We start from the raw sequence: 20,896 nt of genomic DNA on the forward strand, positions 1-20,896 counted from the left end.
GCGGCGGGGCAGGACGAGGTCAGCTTTCCCAGCCGGCTCCGTCGTGGCCATGGCCGCGCAGGGCCGGCCGCAGCGCCGCGGCTCGCGGCGTGTGTTCGAGGTCGGTGGCGGCCCGGTACGCGGGCGCCACCTTCGGCATCGGGCGAGGTGGAGGCGTCGGCAGCGAAGCCGGGTACGCCGTGAAGGAAGGGCCGGCCTGCGGCGCGCTCGCGCAACCGGCCAGGCTTGTCGCTGCGGCGACCAGCGCCAGGACCGCGCGGCCCACGAACCTGAGCGCTCCCGACGGCATGCTTCCTCGCAATCCACGGACCCGAATTCGTTGAACGATGAACTCCCCATCGTGAATCCGTGGCAAGTCGTTACGCCCAGAAAATTCCCGGAAGGCGGAAACGGAAAATAGTGTCTGCCCGTTAGCTACCGACGCCGTATTTTCCGCCGCAGCACCGCCAGAACCACGATCGCGAGCAGCAACACCACACCGCCCGAACCCGCGAGCCACCACGGCAACCCGGCCGCGGACCGCACGACCGTCGCGGTCGCCGCGGGTGGTTTCCACGTCGAACACGTCTTCGGGTCGGCGACGCCGACGACGGCACGCTCGCCTCGGCGTACTGCGCCCGGCCGTCGCGTCGCCGGTCACGTTCGGCGCGATCTCGAACGTCGGCTGCGTCGAGGGCGCGGCGTTGTCAGCCGTCCATACCGGACCCAGCGTCACCGCCACGTAGTACCACCCAGCGGCCGACGCGGGGGTACACACCGGCGCGGTTCGCGTAGGAAACCTCGGGCGTGCCAACGGGTCCGAGCGGCACCGACGCGGTCCAGCCACACCTTGTGCTCGCTGTAATCGCTGTAGCGCACCCGGCAGCGGCGCCGCGTCGTTGAAGGAGCCGCGGGTGCTCGACACGCCGGTTCGGAGCGTCCACGCCGGCCGACCCGCCACACACGATGTCCTGACCGGTCGACGGCTCGGTGAACTCGATCCGTCCGGCCCGCATTTCCTCGAGGTGAAGTGGGACAACTTCGCATTTCGACCGGGAATTCGGCGTCCACGACGCCCACGCCGTTTCCGGGCCGTCATACGGGAGAGCCCGCCGGCCAGCGTGCGGCAGCTCGCGGACTGCGGGAAGGAGACCGAACGCGCGCAGGTGGGCCTGCTGGCCCGCCTGCCGCGCGACGGCAGGGAGATCACGCCGGTCGTGGCGGCGCAGCTGTCCGGTTGGCCGAAACCGCTTGCCGCACAAGCACTCGAGGAGCTCGTCGACGCGCAGTTGCGGTACAGCCCGACCCCGGGCAGCTACGCCTACCACGGCCCGGCGGGCCTATTCTGAGTACGTCAGGTTCTTGCCCGACGACGGGTCGAACAGCTGGACCTTGTCGTTGTCGAACCAGACGTCGACCTTCTCGCCCTCCTTCGCCGACGACGCCGCGGACAGCCGGGTGACGAGCTGCGAACCGCTCGCCGGCACGTCGGCCGAACCGGCGTCGGCCGCCAGCTCGTCGAGCTCCTTGGACGTCGCGACCTCCCCCTCGATGGTGAAGTACGCGTACTTGTCCGAGCCCATCGACTCGAGCACGTCGACCGTGGCGGCGAACGTGCTGCCCTCCGCCTTCGCCGACGCGTCGAGCAGCTGCGCGTCCTCGAAGTGCTCCGGCCGGATGCCGGCGATCACCTCGCGGGGCGCGTTGGCGGCCTCGGCCAGCCGGCGGACGCGGTCGGACAGCGCGACGCTGCCGAGCCCCGTCGTGAGCCGCCCCTCCTCCAGCGTGCCGGGCAGGAAGTTCATCGCGGGCGAGCCGATGAACCCGGCCACGAACAGGTTCGCCGGGTTGTCGTAGAGGAACTGCGGCGACCCGATCTGCTGCACGAGCCCGCTGCGCAGCACCACGACCCGGTCTCCGAGCGTCATGGCCTCGGTCTGGTCGTGGGTGACGTAGACGGTGGTGGTGGCGAGCTGCTTCTGCAGCTTCGACACCGACGTCCGCATCTGCACGCGCAGCTTGGCGTCCAGGTTGGACAGCGGCTCGTCCATCAGGAACGCCTTCGGGCTGCGCACGATGGCCCGGCCCATGGCGACGCGCTGGCGCTGGCCACCCGAGAGGTTGGCCGGCTTGCGCTCCAGGTGCTGGGTGAGGTCGAGGATCTTCGCCGCCTCGTCCACCTTCTGCCGGACGGTCGCGTCGTCGACCTTCGCGAGGCGCAGCGGGAACGCCATGTTCTCGCGCACGCTCATGTGCGGGTAGAGCGCGTAGGACTGGAACACCATCGCGATGTCCCGGTCCTTGGGCGCCTTCTCGTTCACCCGCTGCCCGTCGATGCGCAGCTCGCCGGAGGAGATGTCCTCCAGGCCGGCGATCATGTTGAGCATCGTGGACTTACCGCAGCCCGAAGGGCCGACGAGGATGATGAACTCGCCGTCGGCGATCTCGATGTCCACCTCGGACACCGCAAGGGCACCGTCCGGGTACCGCTTGGTCAGCTTGTCAAGGACGATCTCAGCCATTTACCTCAGCCCTTCACGGCACCAGACGTAAGCCCCGCGACGATGCGGCGCTGGAAGAACAAGACGAAGAAGATGATCGGGATGGTGATCACCACGGCGGCCGCGGAGATCGTCCCGGTCGGCGCCTCGAACTGCGAGGCACCGGTGAAGAACGACAGCGCTGCCGGCACGGTCCTCGACGCCGTGGTCGAGGTCAGTGAGATGGCGAACAGGAAGTCGTTCCAGCAGAAGATGAACACCAGGATCGCGGTCGTGAACACACCCGGCGCGGCCAGCGGCGCGATCACCCGGCGGAACGCCTGTGCCGGGGTAGCGCCGTCCATCTTCGCGGCCTTCTCGAGCTCCCAGGGGATCTCGCGGAAGAACGCCGACAGCGTGTAGATCGCCAGCGGCAGCGCGAAGGTGATGTACGGGAGGATCAGCCCCGCCCAGGTGTCGAACAGCCCGAGGTTGCGCTCCATCTCGAACAGCGGCGAGACGAGCGAAACCTGCGGGAACATCGCGATCAGCAACGAGACGCCGACGAGCGCCTGCTTGCCCGGGAAGTCCAGCCGGGCGATGGCGTATGCGGCCATCGTGCCCAGCACCACCGCGATCAGCGTCGAGATGAGGGCAATGCCGATCGAGTTGATCAGCGCCCGGACGAACTCGTTGGTGGTGAAGATGTCCTTGTAGTTCTGCCAAGTCCACTCGGAAGGGAAGAACTTCTTGTCGGTCTGCGCCTCCGGTGTCTTGAACGACAGCGAAAGCGTCCACAGCACGGGGATCAGCGCGTAGACGACGATCACGATGTCGACGATGCCCCACCGCACCTTGCGGGCGGTGCCCGTGCTGACCCGACCGCCACCGGTGGCGACGACGGTGTCGGGGCCGGTGCGTGTGTCAGCGTGTGTGCCGGTGTCGGTCATCAGCGCCTCCCTGCCGAGTCGTTACCGGGCGCAGCAGCGCCGAACAGCTTGATGAAGATGAACGCGATGATCGCCACCGCCAGGAAGATCAGCACCGACATGGTGGAGCCGATGCCGAGGTTCAACCCCTTGATGAGGTTGTTGTAGGTCTGCATGGACACCGACGACGTGTTGTTCGCGCCCTTGGTGAGCACGAAGATGTTGTCGAAGATGCGGAACGCGTCCAGCGTGCGGAACAGCAGCGCCACCAGGATCGCCGGCTTCATCACCGGGATGATGACCTTGGTGAACCGCTGCCATGCCGAGGCCCCGTCCATCGACGCGGCCTTCAGCAGGTCGTCCGGCACCAGTGCGAGACCGGCCATCAGCAGCAACGCCATGAACGGCGTGGTCTTCCACACCTCGGCGAGGATGATGATCAGCAGCGACGGGATCTGCTCGGTGAGCGGCGCCTCCGCGCCGAACAACGCCGTCAGGTATCCCGTGTCGGTGTTCCACGCGTAGAACCACGAGAACGCGGCCACCACGGTCACGATTCCGTACGGGATCAGCGAAACCGTGCGGACCAGCCCGCGACCGACGAGCGTCCGGTGCATCACGAGCGCGAGCATCATGCCGAGCACGAGTTCGATGACCACGGACACGACGGTGATCAGCGACGTGATGCCGAACGCCGTCCACCAGTACTTGTCGGACAGCACCGCCGCGTAGTTGCTCAGCCCGACGAACTGCCGCTCGTCGGGGAACCGCAGGTCGTAACGCTGCAGCGACAACCAGACCGAGTAGATGATCGGCCAGCCGGTCACCGCGATCATCACGATCGCGGCCGGCGCGCAGAGCAGCCAGCCGAGCCTGCGCTCGGCCCGCTTGCCCTCGCTCAGCGCGGGCTTCTTCTTGGCGGGAACGGCTTCCTCTGCCGGTGCCCCGGTGTCGATGGTCTGGCTCACGGCAGCACTCCCTTCGAGTCCAGGGCCTTCTGCAGGCCGTCCCGGAGCTCCTGCGCCGTGCCCTCGGGATCGATATCCGCCGGCGGGGACAGCACCTTGGAGGTGATCGTGGACAGGTTCTGGTACACGACGGTCAGTGGGCGCACCGCCGGTTCCTTCAGCTCCTCGAGGATGGTGTCCTTCATCGGGTAGGCGCTCGCCATCGTCGGCTTGTCGGTCGTCGTCGCGCCCGGGCACGGTTCGATCGGCGCCTCGTCGGTGTAGATGCTCTCGATCGTCGGCGGCACACCGTCGCAAATGGCCTGGAACTTCTGGCTCTGCGGCGCGCGCAGGCACTGCACCGCGTCGAAGGCCTCCGGCTTGTGCGGCGACAGCGCGCTCACGGCGAGGTTGAGGCCGCCGATCGTGGTCTTGCTCGGCCCGTCGATCCCCGGGTAACGCGTCCACTTGAAATGCTTGGCGCGATCGGGGTTTGCCGCGCCCATCGCGGCATAGACGTATGGCCAGTTCAGCTCGAACGCGGCCTGGCTGTCCGGCACCTCGAACGCCTGCTGTGCCTGCTGTTCCTGAGCATTCGGCATCGACGGGTCGGTGACACCGGCCGACGACACGTCCTTGAGGAGTTTCAGCGCGTCGACCGCACCCTGGTCCATCACGACCTTCTTGCCGTCCTTGGACAGGATCTGCCCGCCCGAGGAGGCGACGAGGCTGTTGTAGAGGACGACGAGGCCCTCGTACTGCGCGCCGGTGAACACGATCCGGTACGGCTTGCCCTCGCTCTTGAGCCGCTTCGCCATGTCGATCATCTCGCTCCAGGTCTGCGGCGGCGTCGGCGTGACGCGGTCGTCGTACCAGAGGAGCTGGACGTTCGTGTTCTTCGTGGCGGCGTAGAGCTTGCCGTTCCACATGGCCGTCTGCAGGGGACCCTTCAGCACACCCTGTTCGGCGTCGGACTTGTTCTCGCCGGTGAACTCCTGGAGCCAGTGGGCCTCGGCGAACTCCGGTACCCACGTGACGTCCAAGCCGAGCACGTCCAGGCCCGTGTCGCCGGCCGCCAGCCTTCGCACCATCTGCTCGCGCTGGCCGTCGGCGTCGCGCGGGAGTTTGTTGTAGACGATCTTGTAGCGGCCACCCGCTTGTTCGTTGCACCTGTCGACGACGGTCTGGAAATTCTGTTCCGGCGCCTGATAGACGTTGATCGTGATTCCGTTTTCCGACCCGCAGGCCGCGATGGTCGGGACGGCTACGAGCGCGACGGCGCCGGCTGTTGCCAGCCGCCATCGGCTCAGACCCCGACCGCCCGTCCGGGTACTGACCATTGTGAAAAACCCTGCCTTCCCTCCCGCCGGCGACGGGAGGAGCGGCGGCGCAACGCAGCTCGCGGCTGGCAGCAGCACCTCGACGTGCCTCGGGAACGCGTCACCTGATGCGTTGGTGCACTGAACCTAGGCCCCAAGATCACGAGCCGCAAGCTACTTGGGCAACGATTCAGACAAGGCGTGTAACGGCCCCTACGGACTAGTCCGTTCGGGGGCGCATCGCGAGTTTGGCCAGCAGATCGCGGCCCTTCTCCGCGTTCCGCGGCTGGGCGAGCACGTCGTAGCGGCCCGCGACGAGCTGGCTGGCGGAGGCGATCTCGCGGCCGCTGCTGCGCGTGGTCGCGTACCCGACGGCGGCGAACACGAGGCCGAACACCACGCCGGCGGACAGTCCGACGAGGATCGGGGCGAAGGACATCGTCTGGGAGCTGAACAACCCGAGCAGCAGGCCGACGAAGAGGCCGAACCAAGCGCCGGACAGGGCACCAGTGCCGAGCACCTTGGGCCAGCTGAGCCGCCCGATGACCCGCTCGACCAGCATCAGGTCGACACCGACGATCGTGACCTCCTGGACCGGAAACTCGTTACCGGCCAGGTACTCGACCGCCTGATGGGCCTCCTTGTAGGTGTCGTACGACCCGATCGGCCAGCCCGACGGGGGCGTCGGGACCCTGGGAAGACCCTGATTCCCTCGTCCCGCCCCGGAGAACGCACCGGTCACCGTTGCTCACCTCGTTCAGCTGTTGGTCTCCATCCTGCCAATAAGGGGCAATTGGTGCTAACCCTGCAGGTCCTTTGATACTGCAAAGGTCTCTCGCCTCCGGCGACTTGTCCACAGCCCTCAGTTTTGCCGACCGATCTTGTCGGCCCCGCCGGGTATCGTGAATTTCGGGGGGCCGGAGGCCATTGTTGATCTTAATCCGGCTACGTCTTCGCAGGTCAGCTGCCCGGGGCCGATGTCGAGGGCGTGCGGCCGGACCGATCGTGTTCAGCTCACGGCCGCGAACCCCACGCCACCCGACCTGGCCGCGCTGGGTCAGCGGTTGTTTCGGCTCCGCCGCGGGTGTGGGTTTCTTCGTGCTCAGCCGCGGGACTTGTACTCACGCAGCAGGCCCCTGCTGATGATCGTCTTCTGGATCTCGCTCGTGCCTTCGCCGATCAGGAGGAACGGGGCCTCGCGCATCAGGCGCTCGATCTCGTACTCCTTCGAGTAGCCGTAACCGCCGTGGATGCGGAAGCTCTCCTGGGTCACCTCGGCGCAGTACTCGCTCGCCAGCAGCTTCGCCATGCCGGCCTCGACGTCGTTGCGCTCGCCCGAGTCCTTCAGCCGCGCCGCGTTCACCATCATCAGGTGCGCCGCCTCGACCTTCGTCGCCATCTCCGCCAGCTTGAACGCGATCGCCTGGTGCTGGGCGATCGGCTTGCCGAAGGTCTGGCGCTGCTGGGCGTAATCCACCGCCAGCTCGAACGCCCGGATCGCGATGCCGCACGCCCGGGCCGCGACGTTGACGCGACCGACCTCGACGCCGTCCATCATCTGCGCGAAGCCCTTGCCGGGCGCGCCGCCGAGCACCGCCGAGGCCGGGATGCGGTAGCCGTCGAAGACCGCTTCGGTCGTGTCGACGCCCTTGTAACCCATTTTGTCGATCTTGCCGGGGATCGTCAGGCCAGGAGCCACCTCGCCGAAGCCGGTCGGCTTCTCCACCAGGAACGCGGTCAGGTTCTGGTGCGCCTTAGCCGCGCCCTCGTCCGTCTTCACCAGCAACGCGATGAGGTTCGAGCTGCCGCCGTTGGTGAGCCACATCTTCGCGCCGTCGATGACGTATTCGTCACCGTCGCGCTTGGCCCTCGTCTTGATCGCGGCCACGTCCGAGCCGAGGTCCGGTTCGGACATCGAGAAGCTGCCACGCACCTCGCCGGCCGCCATTCGCGGCAGCAGGCTCTTCTTCTGCTCCTCGGTCCCGTGGTGACGGACCATGTGCGCCACGATGAAGTGCGTGTTGATCACGCCCGACACGCTCATCCAGCCGCGCGCGATCTGCTCCACCACGAGCGCGTAGGTCAGCAGCGACTCGCCGAGACCGCCGTACTCCTCGGGGATGGTGAGGCCGAACAGCCCCATCTCCTTCATCCCGTCGACGATGTCCTGCGGGTAGGCGTCGTCGTGCTCGAGCTGCTGCGCGTGCGGGATGATCTCCTTGTCCACGAAGTCCCGGACCGTCGCCAGGATCTCCTGCTGCACATCGGTGAGACCGGCGGTCTGGGCTAGGCGGGCCATGGTCGGCGCTCCCTCCGGGCGGCACTGCGGTTACCCGTCAGTATCGCGCGGTTAACGCTCGTTTGCGTTCCGAAGGTGCGCAGGATTACTCAGAACAGCTGCCCGGCGAACTCCAGGCTCGCGCCGCAGTCGCGGCAGTCGTCGGCGAGCACATAGACGTCCTGGCCACAGCGGCGGCAGGTCCGGAAGCTCCGCTCGAAAAGGTCGTCCCGAGCGCGGCCTCCAAAGAACCTTCTTCGCCCCTCCTTGCTGACGCGATGCTTTGCCATGGCCACACCTTCACCCGCTGGGGTGGGGTCCAAGCAAGCCCTGACCGTGATCTGTGCGTTATATCACCGCAACCTTTGACGGTCCGTAACGTCCTGGCATCGCACAGTGCAAGTCCGCTACTTCTCGTCATCCTCTGGTTGCGGAGCGGAGGATTCGAGCGACTTCGGCGCCTCCGGCGCGTCCACCGCCTTCGGTTCCTCGGCCGGTTTCGACTCCGGCTCCCGCGCCGGCTCGGCCGAGCCGGCCCGCGGCGACTCACCGCCGCGGGCGTGCTCTAGAAAACGCAGCAGCTCCACGGGGAACGGCAGCACCAGCGTCGAGTTCTTCTCCGCCGCGACGGCGACGACGGTCTCCAGCAACCGCAGCTGCAGTGCGGCCGGCGTGTCGGCCATGACCCGCGCGGCGTCGGACAGCTTCTGCGAGGCCTGGTACTCGCCGTCGGCGGAGATGATGCGCGCACGGCGGTCCCGCTCGGCCTCGGCCTGCCGCGACATCGAGCGCTTCATCGACTCGGGCAGCGCGACGTCCTTGATCTCGACCCGGTCGATGCTGATGCCCCAGTCGAGCGCGGGCGTGTCGATCATCAGCTCGAGGCCCTGGTTGAGCTTCTCGCGGTTGGACAGGAGGTCGTCGAGGTCGCTCTTGCCGATGATCGACCGCAGCGACGACTGCGCGACCTGACCGACCGCGAACCGGTAGTCCTCGACGTTGATGATCGCCAGCGTCGGGTCGATGACCTTGAAGTACACGACCGCGTCGACCCGCACCGTCACGTTGTCGCGGGTGATGCCCTCCTGGGCCGGCACCGGCATCGTGACGACCTGCATGTTGACCTTCTGCAGCCGGTCGGCGATCGGCACGATCACCGCGAGGCCGGGCCCGCGGATGGCGTTTTGCACGCGGCCCCAACGAAAGATGAGCCCGCGCTCGTACTGCTTGATCACGCGAACGGAGCTGCTCGCCCAGATCCCGACGACGATCAGGATCAGGATGACGATGTAGAGGACGACCATGACGAGCCTCCCGGATCCCTTGATCCCGATGCTACGCCCGGCACATCCCGCCTCACGTCTGCGTAACGGCCGCGGCCAGGTCCAGGATCCGGCGCGCGTTGTCCACGTGCAGGTTCTCGATCATCCGGCCGTCGACCGTGACCACCCCGCGACCCTCACGCTGCGCCGCCTCGAATGCCTCGATGATCTTCCGGGAGCGCTCGACGTCCTCCTCGGACGGCGAGAAGATCCGGTTGCACGGCTCGACCTGGCTCGGGTGGATGAGGGTCTTGCCGTCGAAGCCGAACTCCCGGCCCTGCCGGCATTCCCGCTCGAACCCGTCGGCGTCGCGGACGTCGTTGTAGACGCCGTCGAGGATCGCCTTGCCGGTCGCGCGCGCGGCGAGCACGCACATCGACAGCGGCCCGAGCAGCGGGCCGCGGCCGGGCACCTGCTCGGCGAGCAGCTCCTTCGCGAGATCGTTGGTGCCGAGCACGAGCGCGGTCAGCCGCTCGCTCGCGGCGGCGATCTCCGCGCAGCGCAGCACGGCGACCGGCGTCTCGATCATGGCCCAGATCTCGACCGGCTCGGGCAGCGTGGCGGCGATCACGCGGACCTCGTCCGCCGAGTTGACCTTCGGCACGACCACGGCGGCCGGACCGGCCTTGCCCGCCGCGGCCAGGTCGTCGGCGTGCCAGGGGGTGTCGATGCCGTTGACCCGGATCGTCACCTCACGCCGGCCGTAGTCCCCGGACGCCGCGGCCGCGCAGACCCGGTCGCGGGCGGCGACCTTCGCGTCCGGCGCGACGGCGTCCTCGAGGTCGAGGATCAGCGCGTCGGCCGGCAGGGTCTTGGCCTTCTCCAGCGCGCGCTCGTTGGCGCCTGGCATGTAGAGCACCGAGCGGCGCGGCCTCATGCGAGCGCCTCCTTCGTGGCCTGGTCGTAGGCCGCGGCGAGGTCCGGATCGCGCCTGGCGAGCTCGCCGGCGAGCTCGGCCACGACGTGGCACTGCTTGACCGTGGCGTCGTCCTGCATCTTCCCGTCGATCATGACCGCGCCGGTCCCGTCGCCCATCGCGGCGATGACCCGGCGGGCCCACGCGACCTCGCCGGGCTCGGGCGAGAAGACCTTCTTGGCGATCGCGATCTGGGCGGGGTGCAGGCTCCACGCGCCGACGCAGCCGAGGAGGTAGGCGTTGCGGAACTGGTCCTCGCAGGCGACCGTGTCGCGGATGTCGCCGAAGGGCCCGTAGTAGGGCAGGATCCCGGCGGCCACGCACGCGTCGACCATGCGCGCGACCGTGTAGTGCCAGAGGTCCTGCTGGTAGGTCGTCCGGCCGGACTCGATGTCCTCGCCGGCCGGATCGGTGCGCACGAGGTAGCCGGGGTGGCCGCCGCCGACGCGGGTCGTCTTCATCCGCCGGCTCGCGGCGAGGTCGGCCGGGCCGAGCGAGATGCCCTGCATGCGCGGGCTCGCCGTGGCGATCTCCTCGACGCGGGCGACACCGCTGGCGGTCTCGAGGATGGCGTGGACGAGCAGCGGCCGGTCGAGCCCCGCGCGGGCCTCGAGCTGGGCGAGGAGCCGGTCGACGTAGTGGATGTCCTCCGGACCCTCGACCTTGGGAATCATGATCACGTCGAGCTTGTCGCCGATCTCGGTGACGAGGGTCAGCAGGTCGTCGAGTACCCACGGCGAGTCGAGGCTGTTGACGCGGGTCCACAGCTGGGTGTCGCCGAAGTCGGTGGCCTTGGCGATGCGGACGAGCCCCTCGCGCGCGACCTCCTTGCGGTCGGCGGCGACGGCGTCCTCGAGATTGCCGAGCAGGACGTCGGTCTTGGACACCATGTCCGGGACCTTGGCGGCCATCTTCTCGTTGCCCGGGTCGAAGAAGTGGATCATCCGCGATGGGCGGAACGGGATCTGCCGCGCTGGTTCGGGCGCGCCGACCGCGAGCGGGCGGAAGAAGTCCTTCGGTGAGCGCATCGTTGCCTCCAACCCTGTGCTACCTGCCGGTAACCCTAGGGCGCCGGCCCGGTTATCGCCGTGCACATGTCGCCGACGCCACGGCATCATCGTGCGGTGCTGACCGTCCCGCCGGGGTTCGCGGCCGACCTGGTGGCCGAAGGTGGCGAATCCGCGCGCCGGTGGCTGGCGAACCTGCCGGACCTGGTCTCGCGGCTGCTCACGTCCTGGCGGCTGACCGTCGACGGAGAGCCGATGCACGGCGCCGTGTCGCTCGTGCTGCCGGTGCGGTCGCCGGCCGGCCCGGCGATGCTGAAGGTGCCGTGGCCGCACGAGGAGGCCGCGCACGAGGCGCTCGCCTTGTCCACCTGGGATGGTCAGGGCGCCGTGCGGCTCCTGGCGCACGACCCGCCGTCGTGGGCGATGCTGCTGGAGCGGCTCGACCCGTCGCGCTCGCTGGAAGACGAGCCACTCGACGTGGCGTTGTCGGTTGTCGCCGGCCTCATCCGCCGGCTGGACCGCCCGGCGCCGGCCGCCGTCCGCACCATGCGTTCGGTGGCCGCGCGGTGGGCCCGGAACATTCCGGCCGAGAACCGTGCCGCCGGCTCGCCCGTTCCGTCTAATCTGGTCGAAAAGGCTGTCCGGTACTGCCACGAGCTGGGTCCGGCGGCGGGTGGTCACCTGGTGAACGAGGACCTGCATTACCTGAACGTGCTGCGCGGTACCCGCGAACCGTGGCTGGCGATCGACCCTAAGCCGATCGTGGGCGATCCCGAGTTCGGGCTGATTCCGTTGCTCTGGAACAGGTTCTCCGCCGACTAAGTGCTGCCCCGGCTCGAGCGGTGGTGGAGCTCGCCGGCCTCGATCGGTCGCTCGCGTACCGGTGGACGTTCGTGCGGGCGGTGGACGCCTGGCTCGAGGGCTCGGAGTTCCCGTCGCCGGAGGCGGGGCGCGTCGCGGAGGTTTTGGGGAACCACTAGCGTCGGCACCCGCTCCAATGTGGGGGAGGTCACGTGACGGAGTGGACGGCGCCGGGCTTCACCGAGCTGGCACGGCTCGGTGAGGGTGGATTCGGTCGCGTCGTGCTGGCACGCCAGGACGCGACCGGCTCGGTGTTCGCGATCAAGTACCTGCTGGCCGGCGGGGACCGCGCCGCGTTCCGGCGGGAGGCGCTGCTGCTGCGGCGGGTCGTGAGCCCGTACGTGGCGCGCCTGTACGACTTCGTCGAGACCTCCTCCGGCACCGCGATCGTGATGGAGGCCGTGCCCGGGGTTTCGCTACGGGCCTTGCTGTCGTCGGCCGGGGTGCTGCCGCCGGAGGCCGCGTTCATCGTGCTGCGCGGCTCGCTGCTCGGGCTGGCCGCGGCCCACTCCGTCGGCCTCGTGCACCGCGACTACAAGCCGGGAAACGTGCTGGTGCAACCGAACCGCCGCAGCAAGCTGGTGGACTTCGGCACCGCGCTACTGGCCGGCCACAGTGGACAAGCGATCGGCACGCCCGCGTACATGGCGCCGGAGCAGTGGGCGACCACGCCCGCGATGCCGGCGTCGGACGTCTACGCGGCGACGTGCGTCTTCTACCAGTGCGTCATGGGCAGCCGCCCGTTCGAAGCGGCGACGAAGGAGGAGCTGCGGGACCTGCACCGGCACGCGGCGCCGCCCGTGGGACAGCTGCCGGATCCGTTGCGCGCGCTGGTGTCGCGGGGGCTGGCGAAGTCCGCCGCGGACCGCCCGACGGCGGCCTTCATGGTGGCCGAGCTCGAGGTGGTGGCCGGCACCGTCTGCGGCCGCGAGTGGGAGAACGCGGGCTGGTCCTGGTTGGCCGCGGCGGCCGGTGGCTTGCTGTCGGCGTCCCCGATGGCGTGGCTGATCTCGGCGACGGGCGTGCTCGGCCCGGCCACCGCGTTGCTCTCTGCGGGACCAGGCCTCGCCGCAGGAGCCGGCGCGGCGGGTGCCGGCGGCGCAGGAGCCGGCATGGCGGGTGGTGGCGCGGGACTTGCGGGAGCGGCGGCGGGTGTCGGCGCCGGGACCGCCGGCGCGGGCACGGCGGCCACAGGGCTCGTCGGTGCCGGCGCGGCAGGCGCCGGGGCAGGAGCGGCGGGCGCAGGCATCGGGGCCGCTGGTGCGGCCGGCGCTGGAGCGGGAGGCGCGGGAATCGCGGGCGCCGCGGCGAAAGCCATGGGCCTCGGCGCGGCAGGCACGGCCGCGGGACTCGCCGGCGCATCGGGTGCCGGCGCCGGAGCGGCGGGCATCGCGGGCACCGGCGGCGCAGTCGCCGCCGGCACTGGTGCGGGGAGCGCGGCCGTCGGCGGGGGCGCCGGCGCGGGGCTTACCGGTGCCGGAGTTACGGGCGCGGCCGCCGCCGGTTCCGGGACCCCGCTGGTCGGTGCCATCGCGGGCGGCACCGGCGCGGCAGGAGCAGCCGGCTCGGGAACGGCGCTCGGCGGAGCAGCCAGCGGCAGCGGCGTCGCCGGTACGGCAGGCGGCGCGGTGGGGACCGGGGCAGGCGGTCTCGCGGCGGGTTCGGCCGCGGGCGGAGCGGCCGCCGGTGGTGCGGCAGGTGCGGGCGGCATCACCGGCGGAGCCGCAGCCGGCGGAGCGGGTGGGATCGGTGCCGGCGGCGCCGCGGGTGGGACTGTCGCGAGTGGATCGGGCGTCGCCGCCGGTAGTGCCACGGGCGCGCTCGCGGCGAAGGTGGCTGCCGCCGTGATCGCGGCGGTGGTCGTCGCCGGGGCGGTCGTCATCGGCGTCAGTGTCGGCTCGGCGAACAAGCCGTCGGCGGCCGCGGGCCAGGACCTGCGCGTCGGCACGCAGACGGTGCAGGCCAGCTACGACGACGTCAAGCTCGACGTCACCGCCGGCATCGTGCAGGTGTCCGGGCATCGGGACCGCACCGTGCAGCGCGCCATCAACGACTCGCTTCGCGCGCCGGTCAACGACGAGGTGACCCTGCTGCGCGACCAGGTCGCCAGCGCCCGCCGCAACACGAACGGCCATCCCCGGCAGAACGCGCCCTTCACGCTCAAGGTGAAGCCGTCGATCCGCCTGCAGAACAACAACTTCCTCTCCGTCCGCTACGACAACCAGCCCGCGTCCGACCTCATCACCAACAGCTCGTGGGAGTCGTTCAACACCGTCACCGTCGACCTGCGCACGGGGCGCGCGCTCGGGCCGACCGCGATCTTCGGCGACAAGCCGATCAGCCAGCAGACCGCCGACCAGCTGGCCGACGCGCTCGAGGCGCAGGAGCCCGGCAACATCTGCGGCATCGACAGACCACTGCGCCTGACGCCGACCGACTTCGTCGATCGCGTGCAGATCGCCTACACGCGCGACACCGTCGAGTTCACGCTCGTCCTCCCGCTACTGACCGGCTACGCGAACGCATGTGGCATCCCGACGGTCGGCGTCGCGTACGACGACATCCGCAACCTGACCGACCCGCGGCTCGCGGCGGAGCTCACCGGCGGGTGAATCCCGTGCTCAGGGGCTAGCCTGATCGCCGTGGGCTCCATGAGCAGGGTGTTCGTCGCACAGCTCGTCGGGCTGCCGGTGTTCGGGCCGGACGGCGAGTCCATCGGCAAGATCCGCGACGTCGTCGCGGCCCTGCGGACCGACCACCAGGCGCCACGGGTGCTCGGCACGGTGGTCGAGCTGGCGACCCGGCGCCGCATCTTCGTACCCATGCTGCGCGTCACCTCGATCGACGCAAACGCGATCACGCTCGCCACCGGCTCGGTCAACCTTCGCCGCTTCACCCAGCGGCCGAACGAAGTCCTCGTCGTCGGACAGCTGCTCGACGCGCGGGTGCTGATCGCGGCGACCGAGACCGTCGCGGTCGTGGTGGACGCGGCGATGGAGCCGACCCGTACCCGCGACTGGGTGCTCGGCCGCGTCGCGATCCAGCAGCGCACCGGCCGGCTCGGGCGTCGCGGGCCGATTCAGGTGCTGCGGTGGGAGGAGATCCGCGGGCCGGGCGTCACCGATCTCTCCTCGATCCCGCAGGGCACCGACCAGCTGCTCGCCGTCTTCGACACGATGCGCGCCGCCGACGTCGCCGCGGCTCTGAAGGAGCTGCCGGAGAAGCGGCGCTACGAGGTGGCCGACGGCCTCGACGACGAGCGGCTCGCGGACGTCTTCGAGGAGCTGCCCGAGGTCGACCAAAAGGAGCTGCTCGCCCACCTCGACGAGGAGCGCGCGGCCGACATCCTCGAGGCGATGGACCCGGACGACGCCGCCGACCTGCTGGCCGAGCTCCCCGAGATGGATCAGGACCGGCTGCTCGAGCTGATGGAGTCCGAGGAGTCCGACCCGGTCCGCCGCCTGCTCGCCTACTCCGCCGACACCGCCGGCGGGCTCATGACACCGGAGCCGGTCGTCCTGACGCCGGACGCCACGATCGCCGAGGCGCTCGCGATGGTGCGAAACCCCGACATCACACCCGCACTCGCCAGCATGGTGTTCGTGTGCCGGCCGCCCTCGGCGACGCCCACGGGCCGCTACATCGGATGCGTGCACCTGCAGCGGCTGCTGCGCGAACCGCCGTCCGAGCTGGTCGCCGGCGCCGTGGACACCGAGCTCGCCAGGCTGCCACCCAACGCGACGCTCAGCGACGTGACTCGCTACTTCGCCGCCTACGACCTGGTGTGCGCGCCGGTCGTCGACGACACCGACCACCTCGTCGGCGCCGTCACCGTGGACGACGTGCTCGACCACCTGTTGCCGGCCGGCTGGCGGGACAACGGCCCGTGGCAGCCGGTAGAAGCCGAAGGCGAGAAAGCCGATGCCTGAACTGCTGGGCCGCCGCAAGCTCGACCAGCCGCGCTCGCCACGCCGGTTCCGCTTCTCCTGGGACCCGGAGGCGTTCGGCCGGCTCTCCGAGCGGCTCGCCCGCTTTCTCGGCACCGGCAAGTTCCTGTTCTGGCAGACGCTGACCGTCGCGATCTGGATCACGCTGAACCTGATCGCGGTGAACCTGCGGTGGGATCCCTACCCGTTCATCCTGCTCAACCTGGCCTTCTCGACCCAGGCCGCGTACGCCGCGCCACTGATCCTGCTTGCCCAGAACCGGCAGGACGACCGTGATCGCGTGGCGCTCGAGGAGGACCGCGCCCGCGCCGCGCAGACCAAAGCCGACACCGAGTACCTGGCACGCGAGCTGGCCGCGCTGCGGCTGGCGGTCGGCGAGGTGGCCACCCGCGACTACCTGCGCGGCGAGCTGGACCGGCTGCGCAAGGACATCAACCCGCGGCGGCGGCCGACCGCCGACTCGGTCCGCGACGACACCCGCTGGGATGGCTGACCGCTACTCTGCGAGCCGCGAGCACAGCGCGCCGAACGAGGCCAGCTCGTCCGGGTCGAGATGCTCGACGAAATGCCGCATGACGCCGGCGAGGTGCGTGCGAGCGGCATCGCGCAGGGTGTCGACACCCTTCGTCGTCAGCACGGCGACCACGCCGCGGCCGTCGCTCTCGAACCGCTCGCGGGTGACCATGCCGGCCACCTCCAGCCGGTCGACGAGCCGCGTCACGCCTGAGCGGGACAGCAGCACGGCGTCGGCGAGCTCCGCCATGCGCAGGCGCCGACCCGGGGCCTCGGCAAGCTGAACGAGGACGTCGTAGCCGCCCAGTGAGAGTGGATGCTTGGCCACCAGCTCGGACTCCAGCACGCGTGTCAGTCGCGCGTGTGCTCTCAGGAATGAGCGCCATGCGTTCATCTCGCTACCGGTCAACCGCCGGGTCACGGCTGGCTCTGCCACGAGCGTGATGTTACGGAATGCGCGCACATCACCGCACGACGGCGTATGCGGTCACCGGACGGGTGCGGTAAGGGTGCCCGTAGCATGAATGTGTGACGACCAGCGAGCCAACTCAGGTTCCCGACGTCGGTGCAGTGCGTGCCGCGCTCGCCCGCGTGGAGGATCCGGAGATCCACAAGCCGATCACCGATCTCGACATGGTCAAGAACGTGACCATCGGCGAGAACGGCGCCGTTCACGTGGAGATCTACCTGACGGTCTCCGGCTGTCCCCTCCGCGACAAGATCACCCGCGACGTCACCGCGGCCGTGTCCGAGGTCGAAGGTGTGCGCCACGTCACGGTCGAGATGGACGTGATGAGCGACCAGCAGCGCACCGAACTACGCCGCAAACTTCGCGGTGACGTGGAGGAACCGCGCATCCCGTTCGCCGAGCCGGGCTCGCTGACGCGGGTGTACTGCGTCGCGTCCGGCAAGGGCGGAGTCGGCAAGTCGAGCCTCACGGTCAACCTCGCGGTGGCGATGGCGCAGCGCGGGCTGTCGGTCGGCGTCGTCGACGCGGACATCTACGGCCACTCCGTGCCACGCATGCTCGGCGCCGACGGCCGGCCGACGCGGGTTGAGAAGATGATCCTCCCGCCCGAGGCCAACGGCGTGAAGGTCATCTCGATCGCCATGTTCACACAGGGCAACACCCCCGTCGTCTGGCGCGGCCCGATGCTGCACCGCGCGCTCCAGCAGTTCCTCGCCGACGTCTTCTGGGGCGACCTGGACGTCCTGCTCCTCGACCTCCCCCCGGGCACCGGTGACATCGCGATCTCGGTGGCGCAGCTGATCCCCAACGCGGAGATCCTCGTGGTCACCACGCCACAGCAGGCCGCAGCCGAGGTGGCCGAACGCGCCGGCGCGATCGCCATGCAGACCCGTCAGCGGCTGGCTGGCGTCATCGAGAACATGTCGTGGCTCGAGCTCCCGGACGGGTCCCGAATGGAGCCGTTCGGCTCCGGCGGCGGCACGGTGGTGGCCGAGTCGCTGTCAAAGTCACTGGGCGCCGACGTGCCGCTGCTGGGCAAGGTGCCGCTCGACCCGCGCCTACGCGAGGCCGGCGACAACGGCAAGCCACTCGTCACGGCAGAACCTGACGCCGAGGCGTCGAAGGTGCTGACGGATATCGCCGCCAGGTTGTCGACCCGCGCCCGCGGGCTCGCCGGCCGGATGCTCTCGGTGTCCCCCGCCTGAGCTCAGCTCCTCTCGCCCGGTACCAGGTCGAACGCGATCAGCTTCATCGCGTGCAGGAGGTCCTGCCCCGACGGCGCGGTCTCCGGATCGTTCAGCCACTGTGCCGCCAACCCGGCCAGCATCACCTGGTAGAACGCGCCGAGCTTCTCCGCCTCCTCGTCGTCTTCGGGAATTGTGCCGAACAGGTCGGCGAGCGCGATACGGGCCCGCCGGGTGTCGGCGGCGAACGACCTGCGGAGCTCCGGCTCACGCTCGAGCACGGCCAGAAGCTCGAAGTGGACAGCCCATAATTTCGACGACTCGCGGAACGACTCGATCACGCGCTCCCAGGTGACCACGAAGCGTTCGGCGTTCTCGTCCGCGGAGAACGTGCGCGTGTCCTTGAGGCCGGAGATCTCTTCCCCCCAGCGCTCCAGCGACAGCCGCAGCGCTGTCTTGAGCAGCTCCTCCTTCGACCCGAAGTGGTAGCCGATCGCGGCGAGGCTCACTCCGGCCGTCGAAGCGATGTCGCGCGCGGTCGTGCGCGCGTAGCCCTTGTCCACCAGGCAGCGCTCGGCGCCGTCCAGGAGTGCTTCCCGATTTCCCATGCCGTCAGCGTACCACTGTCTCACACAGTCGTGTCAGACATATGTGTTGCACATTTGTTCGATTCGAGTGTACGGTCGAAGACATGGGCGGCGCGCCGCGCAGCCGGGGGACTACAGACAGGAGGAGATCAGGTGGCGTCCGGATCGAAGGGAGCCTTGTCGCCGGCCGACGGGGTCGGGTCCTCATGCTTGGCCGGGGCAGGCGGCGCGGCCGGCGTAGGCGGCGCGGCCGGCGTAGGCGGCGTGTGGCCGTTGGCCTTGGTGTGGCCGTTGCCCGTGTCGACGTCCTCGAACAGGTGCTTGGTCACCGCGCGCCGCGGGTCGAAGTTGCGCAGCTGTTGGAGATCCTGCAGCGGCTTGCGGAGTTCCTCGAAGTCGTCGCCCATCTCCGAACGGAGCTGCTCACGGGCGCCGGTGGCGTATTCGCGGACCTTGCGAACGTTACGGCCGAGCCAAGCGGCGGCCGAGGGCAGGCGTTCGGGTCCGAGGATGAACAACCCCGCCACGACGAGGACGAGGATCTCGGCCCAGCCGATGCTGTCGAACACTGTGGCCTACCTCCGCCGCGCCAACGTCTCCGCTTTCCAGAGTAGCCAATCAATCCGACTGCAAGGTGACCCGAACCGTGAGCTCGCGACCGCTGCGTGCGAGCACCACCGGAACCTTCTCACCGACCTTGTGGGTCCGCACCGCGACGAACAGCTCGGCGACGTCGCCGATGGTCTTGTCGCCGACCTTGGTGATCACGTCGCCCTGCTGGATGCCGGCCTTCGCGGCCGCGCTGCCGTCCTTCACGTTCTGGACGCGGGCGCCGTCGGAGGTCTCGGCGGACACGGATGCCGCGTTCACGCCGAGGTCCGCGTGCTGCACCTGGCCATGGCGGATCAGCGTCTCAATGATCGGGCGCGCGTAGTCGATGGAGATGGCGTAGCCGAGACCGATGTTGCCGGTGCCGCCGTCCGCGCCCTGGAGGTTGGTGTTGATGCCGACCAAGGCGCCGGTGGAGTCGACCAGCGGGCCGCCGGAGTTGCCCCGGTTGATGGCCGCGTCGGTCTGGATGCCGTCGTAGATGGCCGGCTCGCCGTCGGCACCCGGCGAGACGACCGCCCGGTGCAAGGCGCTGACGATGCCCTGGGTGACGGTGTCGGCGAAGCCGAGGGGCGAGCCGATCGCGATCACGGTGTCGCCGACGGAGAGATCCGTGGAGCTGCCGAGCTGGAGCACGGTCGGGTTCGGCACGTCGATCTTGAGGACGGCGAGGTCGGTCTTGGGATCGCGGCCGACGACCGCCGCCTTCACGCGGGTGCCGTCGTTGAAGACCGCCGCGATGTCCTGTCCTTGCTCGACCGAGCCGCCGAGCGTGACCACGTGGTTGTTGGTGACGATGTAGCCGCGGCTGTCGATCACCGCGCCGGACCCGGAGCCACCGGAGTCGCCGACCTTCACCTCGACGGACACGACCGCCGGGCGGACGCGGTTGGAGATGTCCGCGACCGAGCCGGCCGGGCGTTCCTTGCCGGGGTCGACCTCCGCGAGCGTCACGTCGCTGTGCAGCGAGTCGCCGCTGCGCGCGATGAACCACCCGACCACGCCGCCCGCCCCGCCGATGAGCAACGCGATGAGCCCGAGCGTGAGCAACGCGGTGACCTTCACCCGCCGCCCGAAGATCAGCTCGGGCAGGCTGAGCAACTGCCCGGCGGGCCGGCTCTTCGGCTTCTTGCCGTCGTCGAGCTTGGCGTCCTCTGCGCCGAGCGCGGGCGGGCCGATGATCGCGCCCGCGGCGGGGTCGCGCCACGGATCCCTGGCCGCCTCGTCGTCCCACGGATCGACGCCGCCTGGCGCGTCCTCGTCGGGTGGGCGCTGCAGGACCTCGGTGTTGCCGGCCGGGCGACCGAAAGCGCTCGACAGCGACTCCGGGGGCGGTGGGGCGACCTTCATCTCGCTGAAGGCGGACCTGGCACCCGACGGACCGCCGGGCTGCGGCGAGAAGGCGCCGCTCACGCCCGCCGGGCGGCCGAACACGGCCGCGCTCGACGGGTCCACCTCGGGCCGGTGCAGCGGCCGGGGACCGAGCCGGGGACGGTCGGCGCCGTCGCCGTTCGGCTCGGGGGTCACCTGGTCGTTCATCGATCCCCAG

General features: G+C 69.7%; 22 protein-coding genes. 7 read left to right on the top strand and 15 right to left on the bottom strand.

The genetic code is table 11. The features are described from left to right. Positions 1 to 19 precede the first annotated feature (19 nt). Positions 20 to 721 (bottom strand): hypothetical protein, encoded by a 702-nt coding sequence (locus tag VH969_RS34635; RefSeq protein ID WP_331971621.1) that lies wholly within the window; start codon positions 719 to 721, stop codon positions 20 to 22. A 379-nt stretch (positions 722 to 1,100) separates the two neighbouring features. Between VH969_RS34635 and VH969_RS06010 the strand changes: the two genes are divergently transcribed. Further along, the gene (locus VH969_RS06010) at positions 1,101 to 1,328 is read left to right on the top strand and encodes a hypothetical protein (RefSeq protein WP_331971624.1); all 228 of its coding nucleotides are present in this window, start codon (positions 1,101 to 1,103) and stop codon (positions 1,326 to 1,328) included. Here the strand turns inward: VH969_RS06010 and VH969_RS06015 are convergent. The 10 genes from VH969_RS06015 to VH969_RS06060 form a co-directional block, all read right to left on the bottom strand. Continuing rightward, a complete protein-coding gene (locus VH969_RS06015; protein ID WP_331971627.1) occupies positions 1,320 to 2,501 on the bottom strand; it encodes an ABC transporter ATP-binding protein in 1,182 nt (393 codons plus the stop codon). The genes VH969_RS06010 and VH969_RS06015 overlap by 9 nt on opposite strands. A gap of 5 nt (positions 2,502 to 2,506) precedes the next feature. Further along, positions 2,507 to 3,409 (bottom strand): carbohydrate ABC transporter permease, encoded by a 903-nt coding sequence (locus tag VH969_RS06020; RefSeq protein ID WP_331971630.1) that lies wholly within the window; start codon positions 3,407 to 3,409, stop codon positions 2,507 to 2,509. After that, complete coding sequence (locus VH969_RS06025; RefSeq protein WP_331971736.1) at positions 3,409 to 4,344, bottom strand: carbohydrate ABC transporter permease; 936 nt, start codon at positions 4,342 to 4,344, stop codon at positions 3,409 to 3,411. Before VH969_RS06025 ends, VH969_RS06020 begins: the two co-directional genes overlap by 1 nt. 8 nt (positions 4,345 to 4,352) lie before the next feature. Then, positions 4,353 to 5,675: an ABC transporter substrate-binding protein gene (locus tag VH969_RS06030; RefSeq protein WP_331971633.1), complete on the bottom strand. Its 1,323-nt coding sequence runs from the start codon at positions 5,673 to 5,675 to the stop codon at positions 4,353 to 4,355. Positions 5,676 to 5,874: 199 nt separating this feature from the next. After that, positions 5,875 to 6,396 carry a YflT domain-containing protein gene (locus tag VH969_RS06035; RefSeq protein ID WP_331971636.1) on the bottom strand — a complete coding sequence of 174 codons (522 nt, stop codon included), beginning with the start codon at positions 6,394 to 6,396 and terminating at the stop codon, positions 5,875 to 5,877. Between the two features lie 360 nt (positions 6,397 to 6,756). Then, a complete protein-coding gene (locus VH969_RS06040; RefSeq protein ID WP_331971639.1) occupies positions 6,757 to 7,953 on the bottom strand; it encodes an acyl-CoA dehydrogenase family protein in 1,197 nt (398 codons plus the stop codon). An 89-nt stretch (positions 7,954 to 8,042) separates the two neighbouring features. After that, positions 8,043 to 8,222, bottom strand: coding sequence for a hypothetical protein (locus tag VH969_RS06045; protein ID WP_331971642.1), 180 nt, complete (start codon positions 8,220 to 8,222; stop codon positions 8,043 to 8,045). Between the two features lie 117 nt (positions 8,223 to 8,339). Continuing rightward, a complete protein-coding gene (locus tag VH969_RS06050) occupies positions 8,340 to 9,236 on the bottom strand; it encodes a slipin family protein (protein WP_331971645.1) in 897 nt (298 codons plus the stop codon). A 52-nt stretch (positions 9,237 to 9,288) separates the two neighbouring features. Next, the gene (locus VH969_RS06055; protein ID WP_331971649.1) at positions 9,289 to 10,131 is read right to left on the bottom strand and encodes an HpcH/HpaI aldolase/citrate lyase family protein; all 843 of its coding nucleotides are present in this window, start codon (positions 10,129 to 10,131) and stop codon (positions 9,289 to 9,291) included. Continuing rightward, the gene (locus VH969_RS06060; RefSeq protein WP_331971653.1) at positions 10,128 to 11,198 is read right to left on the bottom strand and encodes an HpcH/HpaI aldolase/citrate lyase family protein; all 1,071 of its coding nucleotides are present in this window, start codon (positions 11,196 to 11,198) and stop codon (positions 10,128 to 10,130) included. Before VH969_RS06060 ends, VH969_RS06055 begins: the two co-directional genes overlap by 4 nt. Before the next feature lie 96 nt (positions 11,199 to 11,294). Here VH969_RS06060 and VH969_RS06065 point away from each other — a divergent pair, with 96 nt between their 5' ends. The 5 genes from VH969_RS06065 to VH969_RS06085 are packed head-to-tail and all read left to right on the top strand — an operon-like array spanning position 11,295 to position 16,478. After that, the gene (locus VH969_RS06065; protein WP_331971656.1) at positions 11,295 to 11,999 is read left to right on the top strand and encodes an aminoglycoside phosphotransferase family protein; all 705 of its coding nucleotides are present in this window, start codon (positions 11,295 to 11,297) and stop codon (positions 11,997 to 11,999) included. Positions 12,000 to 12,019: 20 nt separating this feature from the next. Further along, positions 12,020 to 12,157, top strand: a complete 138-nt coding sequence (locus tag VH969_RS06070) for a hypothetical protein (protein WP_331971659.1) — start codon at positions 12,020 to 12,022, stop codon at positions 12,155 to 12,157. A gap of 33 nt (positions 12,158 to 12,190) precedes the next feature. Further along, positions 12,191 to 14,650 (top strand): serine/threonine-protein kinase, encoded by a 2,460-nt coding sequence (locus tag VH969_RS06075; protein ID WP_331971662.1) that lies wholly within the window; start codon positions 12,191 to 12,193, stop codon positions 14,648 to 14,650. 39 nt (positions 14,651 to 14,689) lie between these two features. Continuing rightward, complete coding sequence (locus tag VH969_RS06080) at positions 14,690 to 15,967, top strand: magnesium transporter MgtE N-terminal domain-containing protein (RefSeq protein WP_414638431.1); 1,278 nt, start codon at positions 14,690 to 14,692, stop codon at positions 15,965 to 15,967. After that, entirely contained in the window at positions 15,960 to 16,478 is a 519-nt protein-coding gene (locus VH969_RS06085; protein ID WP_331971669.1) for a DUF1003 domain-containing protein, read from the top strand. Before VH969_RS06080 ends, VH969_RS06085 begins: the two co-directional genes overlap by 8 nt. A 3-nt stretch (positions 16,479 to 16,481) precedes the next feature. Here the strand turns inward: VH969_RS06085 and VH969_RS06090 are convergent, their stop codons facing one another. Further along, positions 16,482 to 16,844, bottom strand: a complete 363-nt coding sequence (locus VH969_RS06090; RefSeq protein WP_331971672.1) for a MarR family winged helix-turn-helix transcriptional regulator — start codon at positions 16,842 to 16,844, stop codon at positions 16,482 to 16,484. A 182-nt stretch (positions 16,845 to 17,026) separates the two neighbouring features. Between VH969_RS06090 and VH969_RS06095 the strand changes: the two genes are divergently transcribed. Further along, complete coding sequence (locus VH969_RS06095) at positions 17,027 to 18,172, top strand: Mrp/NBP35 family ATP-binding protein (RefSeq protein WP_331971675.1); 1,146 nt, start codon at positions 17,027 to 17,029, stop codon at positions 18,170 to 18,172. Between the two features lie 2 nt (positions 18,173 to 18,174). Here the strand turns inward: VH969_RS06095 and VH969_RS06100 are convergent, their stop codons facing one another. From VH969_RS06100 to VH969_RS06110, 3 genes are all read right to left on the bottom strand, one after another. After that, positions 18,175 to 18,759 (bottom strand): TetR/AcrR family transcriptional regulator, encoded by a 585-nt coding sequence (locus VH969_RS06100; protein ID WP_331971678.1) that lies wholly within the window; start codon positions 18,757 to 18,759, stop codon positions 18,175 to 18,177. A 128-nt stretch (positions 18,760 to 18,887) separates the two neighbouring features. Further along, positions 18,888 to 19,307, bottom strand: a complete 420-nt coding sequence (tatB, locus tag VH969_RS06105) for a Sec-independent protein translocase protein TatB (RefSeq protein WP_331971681.1) — start codon at positions 19,305 to 19,307, stop codon at positions 18,888 to 18,890. A 49-nt stretch (positions 19,308 to 19,356) separates the two neighbouring features. Beyond that, positions 19,357 to 20,886 (bottom strand): S1C family serine protease, encoded by a 1,530-nt coding sequence (locus tag VH969_RS06110; RefSeq protein WP_331971684.1) that lies wholly within the window; start codon positions 20,884 to 20,886, stop codon positions 19,357 to 19,359. Positions 20,887 to 20,896 lie beyond the last annotated feature (10 nt).

Origin of the sequence: Actinophytocola sp. (genome assembly GCF_036555685.1) — a bacterium.
In the GTDB taxonomy this organism is placed as follows: domain Bacteria; phylum Actinomycetota; class Actinomycetes; order Mycobacteriales; family Pseudonocardiaceae; genus Actinophytocola.

Coding starts and splice junctions, on each gene's coding strand:
- VH969_RS06015 (WP_331971627.1), bottom strand. CDS start 2,501: ATGGCTGAGATCGTCCTTGACAAGCTGACCAAGCGGTACCCGGACGGT.
- VH969_RS06020 (WP_331971630.1), bottom strand. CDS start 3,409: ATGACCGACACCGGCACACACGCTGACACACGCACCGGCCCCGACACC.
- VH969_RS06030 (WP_331971633.1), bottom strand. CDS start 5,675: ATGGTCAGTACCCGGACGGGCGGTCGGGGTCTGAGCCGATGGCGGCTG.
- VH969_RS06040 (WP_331971639.1), bottom strand. CDS start 7,953: ATGGCCCGCCTAGCCCAGACCGCCGGTCTCACCGATGTGCAGCAGGAG.
- VH969_RS06045 (WP_331971642.1), bottom strand. CDS start 8,222: ATGGCAAAGCATCGCGTCAGCAAGGAGGGGCGAAGAAGGTTCTTTGGA.
- VH969_RS06050 (WP_331971645.1), bottom strand. CDS start 9,236: ATGGTCGTCCTCTACATCGTCATCCTGATCCTGATCGTCGTCGGGATC.
- VH969_RS06055 (WP_331971649.1), bottom strand. CDS start 10,131: ATGAGGCCGCGCCGCTCGGTGCTCTACATGCCAGGCGCCAACGAGCGC.
- VH969_RS06060 (WP_331971653.1), bottom strand. CDS start 11,198: ATGCGCTCACCGAAGGACTTCTTCCGCCCGCTCGCGGTCGGCGCGCCC.
- VH969_RS06080 (WP_414638431.1), top strand. CDS start 14,690: ATGAGCAGGGTGTTCGTCGCACAGCTCGTCGGGCTGCCGGTGTTCGGG.
- VH969_RS06085 (WP_331971669.1), top strand. CDS start 15,960: ATGCCTGAACTGCTGGGCCGCCGCAAGCTCGACCAGCCGCGCTCGCCA.
- VH969_RS06100 (WP_331971678.1), bottom strand. CDS start 18,759: ATGGGAAATCGGGAAGCACTCCTGGACGGCGCCGAGCGCTGCCTGGTG.
- VH969_RS06110 (WP_331971684.1), bottom strand. CDS start 20,886: ATGAACGACCAGGTGACCCCCGAGCCGAACGGCGACGGCGCCGACCGT.